The sequence below is a fragment of the Bacillus pseudomycoides DSM 12442 genome (assembly GCF_000161455.1).
GTDB lineage: Bacteria > Bacillota > Bacilli > Bacillales > Bacillaceae_G > Bacillus_A > Bacillus_A pseudomycoides.
This window is the reverse complement of record NZ_CM000745.1, coordinates 1393030-1414364: the sequence shown is the minus strand read 5'-3', so window position 1 is coordinate 1414364 and position 21335 is coordinate 1393030. Positions and strand designations below refer to the sequence as shown.

General features: G+C 36.5%; 22 protein-coding genes and 2 pseudogenes. All 24 read right to left on the bottom strand.

Annotated elements, in window-relative coordinates; translation table 11 throughout:
* Window positions 1–134: 134 nt before the first annotated feature.
* A complete protein-coding gene (locus tag BPMYX0001_RS07030; RefSeq protein WP_018764280.1) occupies window positions 135–596 on the bottom strand; it encodes a YpiF family protein in 462 nt (153 codons plus the stop codon).
* 163 nt (window positions 597–759) lie between these two features.
* A complete protein-coding gene (locus BPMYX0001_RS07025; RefSeq protein WP_003206504.1) occupies window positions 760–1296 on the bottom strand; it encodes a ReoY family proteolytic degradation factor in 537 nt (178 codons plus the stop codon).
* A 73-nt stretch (window positions 1297–1369) separates the two neighbouring features.
* Complete coding sequence (locus tag BPMYX0001_RS07020) at window positions 1370–2632, bottom strand: tetratricopeptide repeat protein (protein WP_006094302.1); 1263 nt, start codon at window positions 2630–2632, stop codon at window positions 1370–1372.
* A gap of 121 nt (window positions 2633–2753) precedes the next feature.
* Window positions 2754–4037 (bottom strand): 3-phosphoshikimate 1-carboxyvinyltransferase, encoded by a 1284-nt coding sequence (aroA, locus tag BPMYX0001_RS07015; RefSeq protein ID WP_371399184.1) that lies wholly within the window; start codon window positions 4035–4037, stop codon window positions 2754–2756.
* Window positions 4038–4368: 331 nt separating this feature from the next.
* A complete protein-coding gene (hisC, locus tag BPMYX0001_RS07010) occupies window positions 4369–5481 on the bottom strand; it encodes a histidinol-phosphate transaminase (protein WP_006094298.1) in 1113 nt (370 codons plus the stop codon).
* Between the two features lie 14 nt (window positions 5482–5495).
* Window positions 5496–5606, bottom strand: a pseudogene (locus BPMYX0001_RS35125) (chorismate mutase); the annotation flags it as partial.
* A complete protein-coding gene (locus BPMYX0001_RS35120; RefSeq protein ID WP_033798767.1) occupies window positions 5554–5847 on the bottom strand; it encodes a chorismate mutase in 294 nt (97 codons plus the stop codon). The gene BPMYX0001_RS35120 and the pseudogene BPMYX0001_RS35125, both read right to left, overlap by 53 nt.
* Window positions 5844–6935 (bottom strand): 3-dehydroquinate synthase, encoded by a 1092-nt coding sequence (aroB, locus tag BPMYX0001_RS07000; RefSeq protein ID WP_003206512.1) that lies wholly within the window; start codon window positions 6933–6935, stop codon window positions 5844–5846. The genes BPMYX0001_RS35120 and aroB overlap by 4 nt, the downstream gene beginning before the upstream one ends.
* A complete protein-coding gene (gene aroC, locus BPMYX0001_RS06995) occupies window positions 6935–8107 on the bottom strand; it encodes a chorismate synthase (protein ID WP_033798766.1) in 1173 nt (390 codons plus the stop codon). The genes aroB and aroC overlap by 1 nt, the downstream gene beginning before the upstream one ends.
* Window positions 8108–8624: 517 nt before the next feature.
* Window positions 8625–9071 carry a nucleoside-diphosphate kinase gene (ndk, locus tag BPMYX0001_RS06990; protein ID WP_003206516.1) on the bottom strand — a complete coding sequence of 149 codons (447 nt, stop codon included), beginning with the start codon at window positions 9069–9071 and terminating at the stop codon, window positions 8625–8627.
* A gap of 125 nt (window positions 9072–9196) precedes the next feature.
* The gene (gene hepT / locus BPMYX0001_RS06985) at window positions 9197–10159 is read right to left on the bottom strand and encodes a heptaprenyl diphosphate synthase component II (RefSeq protein WP_003206518.1); all 963 of its coding nucleotides are present in this window, start codon (window positions 10157–10159) and stop codon (window positions 9197–9199) included.
* A gap of 32 nt (window positions 10160–10191) precedes the next feature.
* Window positions 10192–10905, bottom strand: a complete 714-nt coding sequence (locus BPMYX0001_RS06980; protein ID WP_006094292.1) for a demethylmenaquinone methyltransferase — start codon at window positions 10903–10905, stop codon at window positions 10192–10194.
* Window positions 10906–10935: 30 nt separating this feature from the next.
* A complete protein-coding gene (locus BPMYX0001_RS06975; protein ID WP_006094290.1) occupies window positions 10936–11691 on the bottom strand; it encodes a heptaprenyl diphosphate synthase component 1 in 756 nt (251 codons plus the stop codon).
* Between the two features lie 383 nt (window positions 11692–12074).
* Complete coding sequence (gene folE / locus BPMYX0001_RS06970) at window positions 12075–12644, bottom strand: GTP cyclohydrolase I FolE (protein ID WP_003206523.1); 570 nt, start codon at window positions 12642–12644, stop codon at window positions 12075–12077.
* Window positions 12645–12766: 122 nt separating this feature from the next.
* Complete coding sequence (locus BPMYX0001_RS06965; RefSeq protein ID WP_001043860.1) at window positions 12767–13039, bottom strand: HU family DNA-binding protein; 273 nt, start codon at window positions 13037–13039, stop codon at window positions 12767–12769.
* Between the two features lie 352 nt (window positions 13040–13391).
* Window positions 13392–14870, bottom strand: coding sequence for a stage IV sporulation protein A (gene spoIVA / locus BPMYX0001_RS06960; RefSeq protein ID WP_016114091.1), 1479 nt, complete (start codon window positions 14868–14870; stop codon window positions 13392–13394).
* A 247-nt stretch (window positions 14871–15117) separates the two neighbouring features.
* Complete coding sequence (locus BPMYX0001_RS06955) at window positions 15118–15828, bottom strand: hypothetical protein (RefSeq protein ID WP_026008435.1); 711 nt, start codon at window positions 15826–15828, stop codon at window positions 15118–15120.
* A gap of 109 nt (window positions 15829–15937) precedes the next feature.
* Window positions 15938–16141 carry a DUF2768 domain-containing protein gene (locus BPMYX0001_RS06950; RefSeq protein ID WP_016114089.1) on the bottom strand — a complete coding sequence of 68 codons (204 nt, stop codon included), beginning with the start codon at window positions 16139–16141 and terminating at the stop codon, window positions 15938–15940.
* Window positions 16142–16705: 564 nt separating this feature from the next.
* Window positions 16706–16957, bottom strand: a complete 252-nt coding sequence (locus BPMYX0001_RS06945; RefSeq protein ID WP_018764271.1) for a stage VI sporulation protein F — start codon at window positions 16955–16957, stop codon at window positions 16706–16708.
* A 116-nt stretch (window positions 16958–17073) separates the two neighbouring features.
* Window positions 17074–18096 carry an NAD(P)H-dependent glycerol-3-phosphate dehydrogenase gene (locus tag BPMYX0001_RS06940; RefSeq protein ID WP_006094267.1) on the bottom strand — a complete coding sequence of 341 codons (1023 nt, stop codon included), beginning with the start codon at window positions 18094–18096 and terminating at the stop codon, window positions 17074–17076.
* 18 nt (window positions 18097–18114) lie between these two features.
* On the bottom strand, window positions 18115–19425 hold the full coding sequence (der, locus tag BPMYX0001_RS06935; protein WP_003206531.1) for a ribosome biogenesis GTPase Der: 1311 nt from the start codon (window positions 19423–19425) through the stop codon (window positions 18115–18117).
* Window positions 19426–19549: 124 nt separating this feature from the next.
* On the bottom strand, window positions 19550–19735 hold the full coding sequence (locus BPMYX0001_RS06930) for a capping complex subunit for YIEGIA (RefSeq protein WP_016114087.1): 186 nt from the start codon (window positions 19733–19735) through the stop codon (window positions 19550–19552).
* A complete protein-coding gene (locus tag BPMYX0001_RS06925) occupies window positions 19732–20625 on the bottom strand; it encodes a YIEGIA family protein (protein ID WP_006094265.1) in 894 nt (297 codons plus the stop codon). Before BPMYX0001_RS06925 ends, BPMYX0001_RS06930 begins: the two co-directional genes overlap by 4 nt.
* A pseudogene (locus tag BPMYX0001_RS06920) lies at window positions 20618–21228 on the bottom strand (YphA family membrane protein). Before BPMYX0001_RS06920 ends, BPMYX0001_RS06925 begins: the two are co-directional and overlap by 8 nt.
* Between the last annotated feature and the right edge of the window lie 107 nt (window positions 21229–21335).

Here is a 21335-nt window from a genome sequence, read left to right as displayed (position 1 = left end):
TTTCCCCCCTCTATCAGAAATTGTCCCCTCGTGACAAAACAGTATAAAAAAATAAAAACTAGGACACTATCATGATATAATACCCACATGCGCAGGTCAATATCATACTACTCATAATCATAAGAACTATCTGCTTATTTTTTATTTTCCCACTTTTCTGTTAATAATTCCATTATATTTTTTACATGCGCATGAATTACTTCTCTTTTCGCTTGATCACTAAATTCCTCTAGCGACAAAGCAGGTAACCAAAACAAATGACCTGGTAACGTATCTACACCCTCTTTCCATGCAAAGTCACTTGTAACATAAGCAATATGTTTCAATCCTTGCTCCTGCAAATGACTTGTCCAATCTTGTAAACGCCCTTTCTCTTGCTTTTGCTGCTCCGTTAAGTACGTAAACGGCGGTAACAAAAGCACTCTCCCTTTATATTCTCTTTCTAACTCCATGCTTAAAGTTTCAATAAATTCCCCTTGCGCTACAACACTCTTCATTTCTTTTGCTACTGAAATAGAAAGAAGGGGTATAATACCAGTATCCACATACTCTCTAGCTTGTTCAAATTGCTCCGCATCTTTTACAGCCCATTTCATCATAATTCCCTCCTTTGCCCATTATCTCATTCTAAATGACAGAACTTTCACTTTATATCTATTAAACCATACTAAAACAGGTAAAAAAGAAAAACTACCTATATTAGGTAGTTTTTCTTTAAATAGTTAGAAATTTGTCAAAATTGAAGAAAATTATCATTCCCTACAAACTTTTCAATTCCTCTGTTAACTTACAAAAAGCTTCCTTATCTTGATTGTCCAGCGCTTCATCAATTTGCTTTAAAAGTCGATCTCTTCGAAATGAAAATACACTCTCTTCTAAAAATCGTTCTGCAAGTAAACGATCTTTTTCATTTACTTCAATATGCTTTGGCAAGTACGGATTTTCTTCTAATACTGCTACATAATTTGCATTTTGGAACGATGATTTAAAATTAAGTTGAATATAAATATCCTCATCTCGATTTAAACGAATGTCATGAAATGATTTTTCTGCATCCGTCGTCATAACATTTTGTTTAAAGAAGTGAAACGGTGTATCTTTCACACAATTTGCTGACATCACTAAACCACGAGGGCAATATTTTGCATGTTCTACGAAGTGGACTTTGTGCATTAATTGATCATGACTCATTAAATAATTTAAAATCCATACACATTCACGCTGTTTCAGTTGATAATTGTTTAAAAACCATTTTACAAAATCCTTCTTCTCGTTTACAGAAACAGGGGTATTCATAGCGCTCAGTCCCTCCTCTGTCTTTCTCTTTTCTTATTTAGATTCAAGAAGCAGCATTCACTTTCCTTCCAACTTATGAAAAATCCTCTAAATTATATAGCAATTCTTCGATGTGAATTTGTGTTGGATCCAGTTGTAGTAAGCGTGTAAATACTTCTTTCGCTTCTTTTCGCATCCCTTCTTCTAATAGGAAATAACCGTACTCTTCCAAGAAATCCGGATGATTCTTAAAAGAAGTATATGCACTCTCATAGTGTTTTAATGCATCAGAATACATTTCTAATTGTTTTTTCGCAAATGCCAGATCCCAAAGTAATTGTGTATCTTGTTCTCCACTATCCATTGCATTTTCTACAACAACAATTAGTTCTTCATATTTCTCTTGTTCTTTTAAGATATATGCATATTTTAATATCGTACCTAAATGTCCTGGATCAATCTGTAATGCTTTTTGAAGCAATTCTTCTGCTTCTGCTAATTTCCCTATCTTCGCTGCAATATTTGCAAGTTCTACATAAAGAGGCACAGATAATTCATCAATTTTAATTCCTTCATGAAGTGTTTCATAGCTTTCTTGAAGCATTCCTTCTTTTTCATAACATTTAGCCAAATACATATATAAGGATGCATATTCTGGGTCTAGTTCTTTTAATTCTTTCCAAGCTCCAATCGACCTTTGATACTCTTCACCTTGATAAAGTGTAAATGCATACCCAAATAAAGAATGAATATCTTTTTGTTCTTCTAATCCTTCTTCATAGTACGTAATTGCTTCTTCCCAGTTTCCAATTGCACTTAGCGTTTCAGCTAAGCGAAGGGCAATTACAACACCTCCCATTACTTTGTGATCAGAAAGTAATGACTGGTAATAAGCAATCGCTTTTTGCTCCTCACCTTTACTGCTATAAAGTTCTGCTAGTCCAAAAGTAATAACAGGCTCTTCTGGCATCATTTCTTTTGCTTTTAATAGTTTTTGCTCTGCAACATCATCGAAGCCCTGCATTTGAAATAGATCCGCAACAAGTAGTAAAGATTGAACATACAGTTCATCGTCTTCAGAGATATCATGAAGCACTTCAATTGCCTCATCTTCTTTATCTAAATCAATATATAATTCTGCTAAAAATATTGTAAACTCACTTTCTTCTGGATATAACAAACGTAAATCTTCTGTAATCGCTAACGCTTCATCAATAAATCCAAGCGTATGATAGTAGCGAGCAATATCATACTTCTCTTCATCTGTCCCTTGTTTTACCAATTCTTTTAATTGTGTTAATCCTTTTTCCGCTTCCCCATTTTCAATATAAGAAACAGCCTGTTCAAACTTTTGCATAAATGTCTCCTTTAATTCTTATAATATTCTCTTCTGTTCATTAATCATAAACAACTGTTGCCATGTAAGCAACTCAAAGAAGCAGAAAAGAATCTTCCCAAACTGAAAAGATCCTTTTGCTTCACAGAGATTCTAACTGCTCAAAAAAATTCGGATAGGATACAGCAACTGCATCACCATTTTCAATTTGCATTTCTCCTTCTGCTATACAAGACGCAATTGCAAGCATCATGCCAATGCGATGGTCCCCATGACTATTAACAATATTCCCTTGTAACTTCTGATTCCCATTAATAATCATACCATCTGGTGTCGCTTCAATTTCCACTCCCAGTTTTCGAAGCTCATCAACAACCGTATTGATGCGATTCGTTTCTTTTACTTTTAACTCCTCTGCATCTTTAATAATTGTTGTTCCTGTCGCCTGTGTCGCCAGTAAAGCAATAATAGGAATTTCATCAATTAACCTTGGAATAAGTGAACCGCCAATTTCAATTCCTTTCAGTTCAGAAGTTTCAATTGTAATATCTCCACATGGTTCAAACTCTTCATTTCGAACATTACGAATTGAAATAAGCGCTCCCATTTCTGATAACACATCCAGAATCCCTGTTCTTGTTGGATTTAAACCAACATTTTTCAATACAAGTTTACTATTTGGTACAATTGCACCCGCTACTAAGAAAAAGGCAGCTGAAGAGACATCACCTGGAACCTCTATTTCCGTTCCTACAAGCGATTGCCCCCCTTGTAAAGAAACAGTTCGCCCTTCTACATTCACTTCACAACCAAATGCACGCAGCATTCTTTCCGTATGATCACGAGATTGTAACGGTTCTGTTACTGATGTCACCCCTTCTCCTTGCAATCCTGCAAGTAAAATAGCTGATTTTACCTGCGCACTTGCTACAGGAGAATGATAGTGTATACCTTTTATGTTTCCTCCACGAATCGACAACGGCGTATATTGTCCATCTTCCCGACCTTCAATTTGTGCATCCATTTCACGAAGAGGGGCTGTAACACGTTTCATAGGACGTTTTCCAATAGATTCATCCCCAATTATAGTACAATGGAAAGGAGCATTCGCTAAAATACCAAGCATGAGACGAATAGTGGTTCCTGAGTTCCCTACATCTAGCACCTCTTTCGGTTCCTGTAATCCAGCTAATCCTTTTCCATATACAATGACATCGTTACCATCTTGCTCAATCATTATTCCTAATTTCCGAAAGCAAGCAATCGTACTTAAACAGTCTTCTCCTAATAAAAAATTTGAAATTTTTGTTGTTCCCTCTGCTATCGCTCCAAACATCACAGCGCGGTGTGAAATAGATTTATCTCCAGGCACAGCAATCGTTCCATTCAAACCATTTTTCCGCCTTATGAGTCTCCTCATTTTTATCACCCCTATTAAAAATAATATATACTTTTGTACACCTATATCATCTCTATATATCCATTTTGATTTTCCAACATATAAGTCGCGGCTATAAAAACAAAAGAAGATCCCCACTCATTTTCTCTCTTTGTTTTCACTTGGCATGGGACTGACTGAAAAAAGCTCTGACCGCTTCTATGCACGACCGGATCCTCTCTCCCTCCTAAAAAGAAATGTTTTATGGCGGTTTTCCAATTTGTATGTATATATCTTTATTGTACTGCTTTCCTTCTTCATCGTGCAAATATGTATAGCCTAAAGAAAACGACTCCTATAATGGGAGCCGCGCCTTTTCTTAAGAATATGTTTCTTCTTTCTTTTTTTGCTCTTTCACAAGTTCCGTCAGCAATTCAATAATCTCATCATTCTCTTCTTTTAAACCAACAGTAATACGAATACCATCTGGCAAGCCAAACGCAGCACCTGAACGAACAATATACCCTTTTCTCATTAATCTTTCAAATGCTTCATTACCAGGAATCCCAAGCTTTAAGAATATGAAATTTGTTTGTGATGGATAGTAAAAAACGTCGTACTCCTTACAGAACGTATAATATTGATTTAATCCTTCAGCATTTTGCTTCACGCACTCTTGTAAAAATTCTTGATCTTCTATCGCTACCAAACCAACAGCTTGTGCAACAGCTGATGTATTAAATGGTAATCTTGCTACTTCTAATTGCTGTATGAGTTTTTCATTCCCTACAGCATAACCAATACGAAAAGCAGCTAAGCCATATGCTTTTGAAAATGTACGTAACACCATGAGATTTTCATACTCTTCAAGAAGTGGCAATGTTTGTGGATACTCTTTCGCTCCTGCATATTCATAGTATGCTTCATCCATAATTACGAGTGTTGACTTCGGAACCGCCTCTAAAAATGAAAGTAATTTTTGCTTTTCTACATATGTTCCTGTTGGATTGTTCGGATTACAAATCCATACGATTTGCGTTTGTTCATCAATTTGCTTTAGCATCGTGTCCAAGTCATGAATACCGTCCTTAAGTGGCACTTCACGAACCTCTGCCCCTTCAATTACAGCATGGTGATAGTATTGTGAAAATGTTGGATTTGCCATCACAACATTTGTACCTTTTTCTAATAAAGCGCGACTAACCATTTGAATTACTTCATCCAGACCGCTACCAAATAAAAGTTGCTCTGGTTTCACATGAAGGTGTGCGGCTACTTTTTCACGAAGTTCAAAAGCTGCTCCATCTGGATATAAAGCATATTGTGTGCTTAATGAAGCTAAAGCTTCCGTTACACGTTTTGAACAGCCGAACGGGTTTTCATTAGATGCTAATTTTACAATTTTAGATAATCGATATTCTCTTTTTACTTCTTCAATGTTTTTGCCAGGTACATATGCTTTCAAAGTTAACAATTGCTCTTTTACTCTCATTTTGATTCCCCCTGTCATTTTACTAGATCAGACCGCAGTACAATCGCCTTTTCTACATGCATACACTCTACTTCATGCTGCAACTGTCTTGTCGTGACTGTCATCATCACACGAATACACTTCTGCAAAGCATTCGGTACATCTATTTCTTTTACACACATCACCGGTAATAAGTAAAGCCTTCCAAGTCGCTTCCTGAAAACATGCATTTATGTCAGCTGTTGTAGAAATTAACACCGATACAATATCAGCCGGATAGATTCCATTGTCATTTGCTATTCTCTTCACTAAACGCTCTGTTGCAGTCAATATCTCCTCAGCTTCATTATGTTCGACTGTAATCGCGCCGCGAATTGCGCGAATCAAATAGATTCCTCATCTCTTTGAAATGCTTCTAATGTAGTATGGACAGTCTCATCTGAAATAGATACGACATTCACTACCCCATATTCCTGCATAAGTACCATACGAATTATTCCTGCGTTCGCTTTTTTATCTTGCTTCATCACTTGCACAAGACGTTCTATATTTAGATTCCTTGGCATATGTGGATAACCATACTGAGAAAACCACCGCTTAATTTCCTTATAACCAAGGTCTACTTTATAAATTTGTTCACTTAAGAATATCGCGAATAACATACCAATTGCTACTCCATCACCATGAGTAATTTTCCCATACCCCATCTCTTTTTCAAGAGCATGTCCTAATGTATGTCCAAAATTCAAGTGAGCACGCACACCTTTTTCAGTTTCGTCTTGCGCTACAATATTTGCTTTTACAGGAATTGCTCGCTGTAATATATAAATTAATTTTTCATCCCGTACATCTTCTAATGTTTTCACTTCTCGCTTTAACCAATGATATAATTCAACATCACCGATAAAAGCATGTTTAATCGCTTCAGCAAATCCTGAACGCCACTCTTTTTCCGGTAATGAATTTAAAAATGGTGTATGATATAGAACTGCTTCTGGCTGATGAAACGCTCCTATCATATTTTTTCCTAGAGGGTGATTAATGGCAACTTTTCCACCAACTGCGCTGTCATGTGCCAGTAACGTTGTTGGAACTTGAATAAAGCGAATACCGCGCATAAATGTCGCCGCAACAAAACCAGCTAAATCACCGATCATTCCTCCTCCAAGTGCAACAACTAAAGAATGTCGATCCATCCCATTTTCAAGCGCTGACGTATGAGCCGCATAAAAGTTTTCAAATGATTTTTCTTTCTCTCCACTTGGAACAACAAATGAAAAAACATGTTTTTCTACTTGCAATGCATCCATAACTTCTTCTAAATGAAATGATGCGACAGATTCATCAGAAATGACCATTACATTAGAAACAGTCGGTTCCATATTTCGAACAAGCGCTGTCAAATGTGACAACGCATCTTTTCCTACATATACATCATACTCTTTAGACTGCGTCTGAATATGTATTTTCTCCATTAAAATTCCCTCGCATATTCATTATGTTTCTTAATATTTTCACGAATACAATCCATACGATCTGCTCCAAATTGTTCCACTAAAGCTACTGCTAGTTCCCATGCAACAACTGCTTCCGCCACAACACTAGCTGCTGGTACAGCACAACTATCAGAACGTTCAATGCTCGCTGAAAAAGATTCTTTCGTATCAATATCAACACTTTGAAGCGGCTTATATAGCGTTGGAATGGGTTTCATGACGCCGCGTACGACAACCGGCATACCTGTTGTCATGCCACCTTCTAATCCACCAGCATGATTTGTTCGTCTCGTATACCCTTTTTCTTGATCCCAAAGAATTTCATCGTGCACTTGACTTCCTGGCTTATGTGCCGCTTCAAATCCAATGCCAATTTCCACACCTTTAAAAGCATTTATACTCATTACTGCCGCTGCTAATTTCGCATCGAGTTTTCGGTCATAATGCACATAACTCCCTACTCCAATTGGCATTCCCTCTACAATCACTTCAACAATTCCACCAATAGAATCTCCACTTGTTTTTGCATCATCAATTGCCTGCATCATCTTTTTAGACGCTTCCTCATCTAAGCAACGAACCGGGGATGCTTCTGTAATTTCTTCTAGTTGTTCTATTGAGTCATATGTAAGCTTTTCTGCCTGCACACCGCCAATTTCAATTACATGTCCAGCAACCTTTACACCTAACTCTGCTAAAAGTCTTTTCGCAACAGCTCCTGCTGCAACTCGAACTGTTGTTTCACGTGCTGAAGAGCGTTCAAGTACATTTCTCATATCACGGTGTCCATATTTAATTGCACCATTTAAATCAGCATGACCAGGTCTCGGTCTTGTAATTTGTCTTTTCATTTCTTTTGCTTCTTGTTCAGTTAACGGATCTACTCCCATAATCTTTGTCCAATGGGTAAAATCTCGATTTTCGACAACGAGTGCAATTGGAGACCCTAGCGTAAGTCCATGTCTAACACCACTGACAATTTGTGCTTGATCTTTTTCAATCTGCATACGTCTGCCACGTCCGTAACCTTTCTGCCTTCTTGCTAATTCTTCATTTATATCATCTGCTACTAAAGATAACCCTGCTGGAATACCTTCTAAAATTGTCGTAAGCTGCGAACCATGAGATTCACCCGCTGTGATGTATCGCATCGGATATTCCCCTTTTCTTGTAATTATTTTATCCCACATTAATGATAGGATGAGGATCTGACCGCTTCTACGCATGAGCGGATGCTCTCTCCCACCTAAAAAGAAAGATTTTATGTCGTCTTTCAAGTTGTATGTATATATAGTGAAGATATAGGATTTCCCTATTTTCTACTATATAACTCCATTTTGTTTTTTCAACATATAACTCGTTGCTATGAAAAACTAAAGGTGACCCGCACTTCTCGCTTTGTTTTCACTTGGCATGGAGCACGAAGAGGGGCTGACCGCTTCTACGCATGAGCGGATGCTCTCTTCCACCTAAAAAGAAAGATTTTATGTCTTGTTCAAAAGTTATTCTTCCTTCATAGAGGTTTTACTTTATGTATCAATATATCATACCGAGCCTTACTTCGTAACTATTTGAAACTAAAAAAGTGCAAGAAGAGTATTTACACTCTCCTTGCACTTTTCACTATTACCACAGTAATTAAAGCGTTTACAAATTATTTTAAAATAATTAGTAAATCCATTGATTCATTAATTTTGAGTAGTCTACTAATTCTTCTTCTTTAAAGAAAATACCAATCTCACGTTCTGCACTTTCTAGAGAATCAGAACCATGGATAATATTTTTCGCAACTGTTACACCAAAATCGCCACGAATTGTACCTAGTGCCGCTTCATGAGGTCTTGTTTTACCCATCATATTACGAGCAGTATCTACTACACCTTCCCCTTGCCATACCATTGCAAAAACAGGACCAGATGTAATGAAATCTACTAATTCACCAAAGAAAGGTTTTTCTGTGTGCTCAGCGTAATGTTTTCCTGCAATTTCTGGAGTAACTTGCATTAATTTCGCACCAACTAATTGAAAGCCCTTTTTCTCAAAGCGAGCTACAATTTCCCCAATGAAGGCACGTTGTACGCCGTCTGGTTTTACCATTAGAAATGTTTTTTCCATAAAAAATCTCTCCACTTCTGAATTATGTATGTAATTGTATATCCCCACACACATATTAACACCCTTATCACAATTGTGCAATAGTTTTGAAATAGAGAGATTTTTTTATTTGTAAAAGAAAGTCATTAAAATTTTCGTTTTCCAATATACTTTGCAACATTTTGCAACGCATATTTTGCCTGTCCACGTGGCAAAGGTTTTATTACCTCTAATGCTTTATGTAAATAACGTTCACTAAATGCAAATGCCCGATCAATTGCTGGACTTGTTTTAATATCGTGAATAATTTCTTTCATCTCACTTGCAGTTGTATTTTCATGTACGGATACAATTTTTGCACGAAGCTTTGGATCTTCCATTGCATACAAAGCTGGAAGTGTGACATTTCCTTGCAATAAATCTCCACCAGCAGGTTTTCCTAATTTTTCTTCTGTTGAAACGAAATCTAAAATATCATCAATAATTTGATACGACATTCCAACAAAATAACCATACCAAAACAAACGATTTACAGTATCACGACTTGCCCCAGAAGCAATAGCTCCCAACTGACAACTAGCCGCAATCAACAATGCTGTTTTTCTCTTAATCCGTCGTAAATACGTTCTTAAATTTTGATTATAATCATACTTATCCTTAATTTGTTCGATTTCACCCTTACACACTTCCAAAATTGTATACGATAATGCCTGGTGAGCTTCTGGAACTTCTAAATTCGTAATGCACTCTAGAGACTTTGCAAACAAATAATCTCCCGTATACATCGCAATACGATCTCCCCATTTTGCATTTACAGTTGCACTACTTCTTCGTAAGAGCGCTGCGTCAATTACATCATCATGAACAAGCGAAGCCATATGGATGAGCTCTAGAGCAACTGCAACATGTTTAATTGCATCTAACTTGTAGTCTCCGAATTTCCCCGCAAGTAGCACAAATACAGGACGAATTCGTTTACCACCAGCTTCGATAAGCTGTAATGCCGCATCTTCTATTAGTTGTTGCTCTGAGGCAACAACCTTTTTTAATTCTTTTTCTATTACATCAATATCCGATCGTAAAAAAGAGTACATAAGTTGTAACTTCATATTGTTCACCTTAACCTAAAAACGTCTTTTTTCTATTTTAATTTCGGTTTTAATCCTAAGTGCATAGCTGCTACACCAAAAGTAAATGGTTTCACTTGCACATGCTCAAGTCCTGCCGATTCAAACATCTTCACTAATTCTTTCATCCCTGGGAATGTGCTAGCAGACTCCTGAAGCCATGAATATTCCTTATAGCTTTTTGCAAACATTTTGCCAAACAAAGGCATAATGTATTTGAAATACAAAATATACATCTGGCGAAAACCAATCATCGTTGGTTGAGATGTTTCTAAACAAATCACTTTCCCGCCTGGCTTTACTACTCGCGTCATTTCTTTTAATACATGCATATAATCAGGAACATTACGTAATCCAAACCCAATTGTTACATAGTCAAATGTATTATCTTCAAATGGAAGTTCCATTGCATTTCCATGCAGAAGCTCCACTTGCGTCAATCCTAATGCCTTTACCTTTTCTTTACCGACAGATAGCATATTTTCACTGAAGTCTAAACCATGTACCTCTCCGTTTGGACCAACAGCATTAGCAAGTGCAATTGTCCAATCAGCAGTCCCACAACACACATCTAACGCCTTACTTCCAGGTTGTACATCCATAATTCGCATCGTTTCTTTTCGCCATGCTTTATGCCTTTGAAAACTTATAACTGAATTCATTACATCGTATTTATCAGAGATTTTTTCAAATACGTCATGTACTCTTTCTTCTTTTGATTGTTGCATGCGCTTACCCTTCTTCCAATATAAAATTGCTTATGTTTTCAATTTATCTTTTAAAGCGGAAACTATCTCATCAATTTCTTTATGGCTTTGAAGAAATGATTTTTCTTGTTCATCCATTTTTTTCAACCACTCTGTAAAGACCGCTTCCACATTTCTGTCATCATCATTTGATAGAGTTGCTTGAACCGCTTGAAAAACAGGTGCAGTTTTTCTTTTAGCATGCAATTGATACTCTTTTTGAAGACGCTTATTCCCTAGCATATATGCTATAAACGGTTTCCAATGTGATAAATGAAAATGATCACATGTTTTTTGTAAAAGTGCCGATTCGATTGTCATAACACTTTTGACTACTTCATCAGCTGTTTCATATGCCCTCTGATATAACATAATTTTATGTTCATTAATTTCTTTAATCCCTTCGGCAAGTGCACGAATTAATACAATATCACAATTCATTGAAAGTAAATAATAATACAGTCCACTATAGTAATCACCTGCAAGTACTGTAAGCTGACGACGCTTATGAAATCCACTTGTTTCTTCATCTGCTTTGTTTGATACTTTTTCATGTGTATCAAGAGCGATTTGTACAAGCATAATCGTTAAAACATAGTGATCAATCTGTTCTTTATGTAAATTTGCATTTTTTAAAGCAGCGTATAAAAGCACTACCTTTTCTTCATCAATAAATGGTTCTTCAATATAGTTTATAAAATAAGGATGGCGCAGTTTTGATAGCAACTGCTCCTTTATATCCGCATACCCTCCGTAGATGTCACACACAAAAAATCACCCTTGTTTTCTAATTCATAAAACCTATTATAACACATACATTCTATTTTCTATAACCAAAACTTGGGGAATCAAGATAAACTATATGTTAGATTTCTATTCATACAATACGCATAAAAAACAAAAACTCATTCACCTATAAGTTTATGGACAGCTATCAAAATATATGTAATTTTTTAAAGACTATATCTCTCACTCCATAAACACACATTAAAATGGAATTCTCATTTCTCCTTGCTCATTATAAGAATTTAGATTTCACAGGCAGTAATCCCCACCTAGTTTTGTTGGATACAGACAGTATTTCCTACAAACAACCGGAATCAAAAGTAAAATAATATAAATAAAAAAGAAAAGCAGTTTCCCGCTTTCCTTTACTTTGCCTTAATAAAAGACAAAATTTCGCTACGTGCCGCTGCATCATTTTCTAACACACCGCGCACTGCTGTAGTTACCGTTTTTGCACCAGGCTTTTTCACACCGCGCATTGTCATACACATATGCTCCGCTTCAACAACTACCATAACACCATGTGGTTCTAGCACTTCCATAATAGAATTAGCCACTGTTGACGTAATACGTTCTTGAAGTTGTGGACGACGTGCAATTGTATCTACAGTACGAGCTAATTTACTTAAACCTGTTACTTTTCCACCACGTGGAATATATGCAACATGAGCAACTCCGTAAAACGGAACAAGATGGTGCTCACACATCGAATAAAATGGAATATCTTTTACTAATACAAGCTCCTCGTGCTCTTCTCCAAACACTTTATGCAAATGCTCCTTTGGATCTTCATGCATACCTGAAAATACTTCTGCATACATTTTCGCAACACGTTTCGGTGTATCAAGTACTCCCTCACGATTTGGATCGTCTCCAATTGCCTCTAGAATAAGACGCACTGCTTGCTCGATTTGTTCTAAGTTAACTTTTGCCATCCGCTTAACCCTCCCGAAAAACCTAAAAGTGATACGAACACATTCTAGCATATTTATGATTTTAAAAGCAAAAAGAAGAGTTTCCAAAAAGGAAACTCTTCTTCCCTGTTAATATGTAAGGATTATTTAACCGCATCTTTTAACGCTTTACCAGGTTTGAATGCAGGTACTTTACTTGCAGCGATTTCAATTTCCTCACCAGTTTGTGGGTTGCGTCCTTTACGAGCCGCACGCTCACGAACTTCGAAGTTACCGAATCCGATCAATTGTACTTTATCACCTTGTTTTAAAGCTTCTAAGATAGAATCAAAAACAGCGTCAACTGCTTTTGTTGCGTCCTTTTTAGAAAGGGAACTTGCTTCTGCAACAGCATTGATTAAATCTGTCTTGTTCATGCCATTCACCTCCTCCCAAAGATAAGACTGTATAATGATCATAAAATGAGTCTTACTTTCATTTGTAGGCAATTTTTACAAATTCTATACTACAAAGATGTAGATAAATCATTATCAACGCCTATATTATACGATTCTCCTGTATAATTCAATATTTTTAAAGAAATTGTTACCTCGAAAATGTGAAAAAACGATGAAACTTGACAATATGCTACAAAGTATTAGATAATGGCTATTTCTTTTCTCCTCTCCACCTATCTTCCTCACTTTTCTCTGAATCTTGAGACTGGAGTCTTACAGCCTGCAAATAGCGGGATAAAAAAGTAAAAACCCCCTGCTCGCAGGGGGCTCCTTATAAAATAATGGCAATCAATCCGCCAGATCCTTCGTTAATAATTCTTTCTAGCGTTTCTTTTAATTTGTAACGAGCATTTTCAGGCATTAAAGACAATTTTGCTTGAATTCCTTCTCGAACAATTGAACTAAGCGAGCGTCCAAAGATATCAGAATTCCATATAGAAAGCGGATCATCCTCAAAATCTTGCATTAAGTAGCGGACAAGCTCTTCACTTTGCTTTTCAGTACCAATAATTGGCTCAAATGTAGATTCAACATCAACTTTAATCATATGAATAGACGGTGCAACCGCCTTTAATTTCACACCGAATCGCGATCCATGACGAATAATTTCTGGCTCATCTAGGCTCATATCAGCTAAGGCCGGCGCAGCTACGCCATATCCTGTTTGTTTGACCATTCTTAAAGCCTCTGAAACTTGATCATACTCCGTTTTTGCATGAGAAAAATCAAGCATAAGCTTTAATAAATGATCTTTCCCTCTAATTTCTACACCTACAACTTCTTTTAATATTTGATCGTACAATTCATCTGGTGCATATAAATCAATCTCTGCAACGCCTTGCCCCATATCAATCCCAGCTAAACTCGCTCGATCAATAAACTCATATTGACTAAATTGCCAAACAACACGATCTACATCACGAAGCCTTTTTATATCTTTAACTGTCTCTTGAACAGCTTCTTGATAACTTTGACGTAACCAATGTCCCTCATTTAATACCATAACCCAGCTTGGTAGATTCACATTCACTTCCAAAACAGGGAATTCAAATAAAGCTTCACGAAGTACATTGTAAACATCTGTTTCTCTTAAACTCTCCACACTCATTGCTAATACAGGAATATCATGCTCCTCTGATAAACTTTGACGTAACTGTTCTGTATCTGGATGATACGGCTGTACTGTATTAATAATCATGATAAACGGTTTACCCACTTCTTTTAACTCATTGATAACACGTTCTTCTGCTTCTATATAATCTCGTCTTGGAATTTCTCCAATCGTTCCATCAGTTGTAATGACAACCCCAATAGTAGAATGTTCTTGAATCACCTTACGCGTTCCAATTTCAGCAGCCTCATGAAACGGGATGGGTTCTTCATACCAAGGTGTATTAATCATGCGTGGGCCATTCTCATCTTCATACCCTTTCGCTCCAGGAACCGTATAACCAACACAATCTACTAATCGAATATTTACTTCAAGACCGTCATCAACATGGATGGAAACCGCTTGGTTTGGAACAAATTTCGGTTCTGTTGTCATAATTGTACGTCCAGCAGCACTTTGAGGTAATTCATCTTGTGCTCGCTGACGATCTGAATCATTTTCGATATTTGGAATAACAACAAGCTCCATAAATTTTTTAATAAACGTTGATTTCCCTGTTCGAACAGCTCCTACAACCCCTAAATAAATATCACCGCCTGTGCGCTCAGCAATATCTTTAAAAATATCGACCTTTTCCAAGTGATTCCCTCCCTCAAAATTTTTGGGAATAATCCAATTTGTATTCACATACAATATCCTTCACTGATGTTTCCTATCATATGAAATAACATAAAAATATTCTAGAAGTGTGGACAATATATCATATGATTTTGTCCTAAATTCATATGACTATTTAAAAAAAACTTTTTGTTTGCATCATAAGTTGTAATACATGAAAAAACCTTTCTTCTAGAACTTATTCGCTAGAAGAAAGGTTAATGACTTATCATTTAAAAAAAATTGGTTCTCCGTTTCTTACTGTATACGGTAAAGAGTATGCGGGCACAAATGGTGTATCTTTTAAAAGCATATTACGAATATCTTCCCCCTCTTTCAACTTTTCTCCGTTTTTTTGTAACATTTCATATAAATCCATTCGATAATCAACAAAAATTTCCCCTTTTTCATTAATTACAAGCGGTAATCCTTTTCCAGAATATGGACTTGTCACTTGAGGCACATCTTTATATCCCATCTTTTTGAAATCTAGCTCATAAACACCATCTGCAATAACCTTTTTAAAGGGAGGATATTGATGTTCATCACGATACATTTGCAATTTCAACTTAACATCCCGAATTTGTTCTGCCATTCTTACATCGATTAATTTTACCGTTGGATTTGTTTCTACATCTACTAATACATATTGATATACACCACCACTTTCATATGCATTTCCAGGTGCTTCTTGTATATAACGTGGTGCAATTTTTTGAAAATCAATTGGATATTTTTGATAAATTGGTGTGCTCATATCACGCGTTTTAATTGGCAATAAACCATTATTTTGTTCCTTATATGTATTGACTGCCTTTTGTACAGCTTGCAGCTGATCTTCATAAGGGACAGCATTCTGTTTCATATTTTCTCTAGGATACATACATCCTGACAAAAGGCTTATACAACAAAATATTAAAATAATATAGTTTTTTTTCACAGTCAATCCATCCTTTATTTTCTCGCTCACATCTATTAAATCTTGTTTATTCATTTCCACCTACCTCCCCACAATCTATTTGAAAACAAAGAGTGGCGATTATTCATTCTTATTGTTCGACTGGCCCACTAAATACAACGAGGAAAATAACAATCCCAGATACAACCATAAGTGTATAAGCAACCAGCGCTGTAATACCTTTCAAAATTTTATTCTTTATTTTATGCCTACTTAATAAAATAAAAGCTACTGCAATAAACATGAATCCCATTGCTCCTAAAGAAAACCACATTTTTATAAGTCCTTCAGACATATACCCACCCCTTAATTATCAATCTATTTTTATACTATTTTAACAAATTAAAAATTTTAAACAAATAGAAAAATAATATAAGACCATTCTTTTTAGCTGGTAGAGAGCATCCGGCCATACATAGAAACGGTTAGATCCTTTTCCTGCCCCATGCCAAGTGAAAACAAAAGGAGAAAGCGGGTGGAGACTCCCTTTTATTTTCACAGCTGAGACTTATATGTTGGAGAATATTTATGTATACGTACAAATTGAAAAAGCGGCAGAAAGCGTTTCTTTTCTGGCGGAAGAGAGCATCCGACCATGCATAGAAGCGGTCCGACCCTCTTCCTGTCCATGCCAAGTGAAAACAAATAAATAAAATGAGTGTAGGTCACCTTTCGTTCTTCATAATGGCGAATTATATATTGGAAATTCAAAATGGATAAATGTAAATAAAAAACAAAAATAAAACCGAAGCGAATGTATCATCTTCGCTTCGGTTGACCAAATACGCCCACAAACAGCTCCAATCCCATTTCTTCATAGCTATCGTATGCAATCCTCGAACCCTTTGTTTCTCATGCTTTATTTTTTAAACATTTTACTTAACGAGCTAAAGTCTGTTGGCATATTATTATTAATAATCGCTTTTACAATTTGATCTTCTTGCTCTTTTGGTACCTCTCGCCCTGCCATTACTGCGACCTGATGGATTAATTGGCGTAGTATTTTCTCATCGCGTAAATTTGCATTTTGTACAGATGATGCTAATTTAAAAATATCGTCTTTATTTACTTTCGCTTCTTTTTCAATATTATTGAAAATGTTATTATCCATTTTCTTCACCCTCTCTTCAAGTTACAATCCATCGTATGCAAAAAGAAATAAATGGTGAAAAAACCCAGAAAAATAAAAAGCTGTATACGTGCTTTTTTCACGCATACAGCTTTTATTTACAATAAATCAGGTATCGCTTCAACTTCATGTTTACGAACACGCCCCATCAATGACCCTACTGCATCTTTCACATTATTTCCATTGAATAGTACATCATATAAGGCTGCCGTAATTGGCATTTCAACTTTCATTTTCTCAGCCATCTCATATGCAGCTTTCGTTGTTCGTACACCTTCAACTACCATACCCATACTATCTAATACTTCTTCTAATGAATACCCTTTTCCAAGCATATTTCCCGCACGCCAATTTCGACTATGGACACTTGTACAAGTTACAATCAAGTCACCCATTCCCGTTAAACCAGCAAATGTTAACGGATTACCACCCATCTTTCTTCCTAAACGAGCGATTTCCGTTAAACCACGTGTCATAAGAGCTGCTTTTGCATTATCACCTAATCCAAGGCCATCCGTTATACCCGCGGCTAGTGCAATAATATTTTTTAATGCCCCACCGAGCTCTACTCCGACAATATCAGGATTCGTATATACTCGGAAATAACTATTCATAAACAAGTCTTGTACTTCTTCAGCTGCTTCCATACGTTTAGCAGCTGAAGTAACAGTTGTCGCTTGACGAAGCCCTACCTCTTCCGCATGGCTTGGTCCTGATAGGACAACAACATCCCGAATAAGATGCGCTGGAATTTCTTCTTCAATCATTTCTGAAATACGTTTTGAAGTTCCTGGTTCAATCCCTTTACTTGCATGAATCCAAGTAATTGGCTGTGAAACAATATCTTTCATATTTTTCAATACTTCTCGATACGCTTTCGTTGGCACGACTAAAAGTACTGTATCTACATCTACTAATGCCTCTTCTAAAGAAGAGTAGGCTACGATTGTGCTTGGCAATGTAATTCCTGGGAGATACCGGCTGTTCTCATGTTTCATATTGATTTCATCCATGAGCTCCGAACGATTTCCCCAAATACGTACATCATGACCATTGTCAGCTAATACCATCGCTAACGCTGTGCCCCAGCTACCTGCTCCTACTACTGTGATTTTTTTCATAAAATCACATCCTCTCCATTAGTCTCTTGCTCTAGAAATAATTCGAATTGGCGTTCCTACGAAGCCAAACGACTCACGCAAACGATTCTTTAAGAAGCGCTCATATGAAAAGTGCATTAATTCTGGATCATTTACAAATACAACAAATGTTGGTGGTTTCACCGCGACTTGCGTTGCGTAGAAGATTTTCAAACGTTGTCCATTATGCGTTGGTGTTGGATTCATTGCAACAGCATCCATAATCACGTCGTTTAATACGTTTGTTTGTACACGAATACTATGACTTTCATTAACTTCATTAATAACTGGTAATAATGTCTGTGTACGTTTTTTCGTTTTCGCAGATAAGAATACAATCGGTGCATAATCCAAGAATTGGAAATGCGCACGAATATTTTCTTCAAATGCTTTCATTGTCTTTTCATCTTTTTTAACTGCATCCCATTTATTCACAACAATAATTACTGCTCTTCCTGAGTCATGTGCATAACCAGCAATTTTTTTATCTTGTTCAATAATTCCTTCTTCACCATCTAAAACGACTAAAACAACGTCAGATCGTTCAATCGCTCTCAATGCACGAAGTACACTATACTTTTCAGTACTCTCGTATACTTTCCCTTTTTTACGCATCCCCGCTGTATCAATAATAACGTAATCTTGACCATCTTTACTATATGGTGTATCAACAGCATCACGGGTCGTTCCTGCTACGTTACTTACAATTACACGCTCTTGACCAAGCAATGCATTTACAAGTGATGATTTCCCTACATTTGGACGCCCAATTAATGAGAAACGAATTGTTTCGTCATCATATGCCTCTTCTTCAATCTTAGGGAAATGCTTTGCTGCTTCGTCTAATAAATCACCTAAACCTAATCCGTGTGTACCTGAAATTGGGAATGGCTCACCAAATCCTAATGCATAGAAATCATAAATATCATTACGCATCTCTGGATTATCAACCTTATTCACCGCTAGTACAACCGGCTTTTTAGAACGATATAAAATCTTTGCTACTTCTTCATCTGCAGCTGTTACACCATCACGGCCATTTGTCATAAAAATGATAACATCCGCTTCATCAATCGCAACTTCTGCTTGTTGACGAATTTGTGTCAAAAACGGCTCGTCTCCAATATCAATTCCACCTGTATCAATAATGTTAAATTCATGATTTAACCATTCTCCCGCACTATAAATACGATCTCGCGTTACGCCTGGGATATCTTCTACAATTGAAACTCTCTCTCCAACAATTCTATTGAAAATAGTAGATTTCCCTACGTTCGGGCGTCCTACTATTGCCACTACTGGTTTCGGCATATAATTTCATCCTTTCAACTTGCTTCTGTTTATTATGTAAAAAACCCTTCTTTGTGCAAGAAGGGATTTGCATTCCAGAATATTTCTCATCGTATCAAAACATCTCATATTATAGCACACGTTACTAATGTTTCACAATAATATATACATTCTCTTGTAAGCGGTGTGCGATACCGTCTAAAATCGCTTCTAAATTATTTGCTACAAATTCCATTTCTTCTTTTGAGTCACAAGTAAATAAAGGTGCCCCCCCAGCAAACTTTTCTGGCGTCGTTGTAATTACAGCAAGAATATAGCTTTCTAACATCATCGTATATCTCCCCTTCCTTTTGGGGCCTCTGATGACATATGAACCGCACTTTCTAATGTTGGTACATTCCCTATTACTGCAATCGCTTTTTTTACATCTTGATCTTGCGGGAGTACAAATACCCCTACTCTTCCATCTTCTAAATCGCGCTTAGCTAAGGGGACTAACGCCGGGGTTCCAGAATCTCTAAATATGCCTAATGCAACCGATACATCATGTAAGATTGCTTGTCGTTGTCCAAGATTGGAAATTGTTATTCTTGCGTCAATAGACTTAGGCTTTAGAATAAAACCCATTCCATACTTCATAATTTCTTCTTGCCTTGCGGGCAATCCAATATTCATAATATAAATATTATCAATATATAGTCCTGCTCCCTCAAAGCGGAGAGGGACATGCTCAATGTCTACAAGATCACATAACCTTTTACCAGACATCAATATTTTGGCAATAAAGAATCCCGCTGTGCCAGCAACTACACCAGCTATCCACGAATGAAACCCTATATATGTAAATGTTGTCACAAATGCTGTTAACATCGCTAAATAGTTGCGACTTTCAAATACAAGAGCTATTCCCTCAATATATGTGTTTCCACGCGGTACAAGCTCATACCCATCTAATTGCTGCAGTGTATTCCTTTCCATATTTCGAACATCTCGAAATTGAGACGCAGCTAATGTTAAGAAAGTAATCGCTGAAAAATCCTTCTTCAAAATGGATGGAATAGCAATTGCTCCTAAAGCTGCTGCAATTAATCCCATAGCAATGTGAATGATTTTTCCATGTAAACGTGTCGGATACTGCCTCGTATCTGTACGAAGCATCAAAATTCGCGTTACTGTTCCAGCAATGACGCCACATAAAATGGCTGGTGTATATTCAGTCATGTATTACCCTTGCCTTTCTTTTACATGTTTTTTTCTAAATTGTCCTCTATACGCCGATAATTTTGCGATATAAGACATCATCATAACCAGTAGTGTAGAAACAGCAATGATATCAAAGAATGTCAAACCACCAAATTCGTATGGAAAATGAAGCCTGCGAAAAATAAATGTTACCAATATTTCTCCTTGTAGTGCTCCGGCATATAAAGAACATAGACGCAATAAACGATCTCGATGTAATAAAATTGATGCATATACAAGAGCACCGCTTAACATAAAAATCCGATCAATAACAATCCAAATCGGATCATACACCTCTAATAAATGAAAGCTTGTATATAGCATAGCAATGATAAGTGCCGACAATAAGGCATACATTTTTTTCCACACAGAATATAGAGCAATCCCCAAAAAGGAAATAATACCGAGTATAAGAGCGTTTAATGATACAGTGAAAGAAGCAATAGATACCGTTATCTGTGAACAAATAATAAATATTAATATAGCAGCACTAACTTTCCAACGAATTTCATCTTTTTTCAAAAAAAACGTTGTAACAACCCAGCCCACCCACGCTAAAAAATAAAAATAACTTCCATCCATATTTTCTCCTCCTATCATTTCCATTATGGGAACTTTTTATGAAAACTAATCCTTTTCTTCTTTTTGCATATTTTTTCTTATAACAGCAACACTTTCTATTAAGGAGG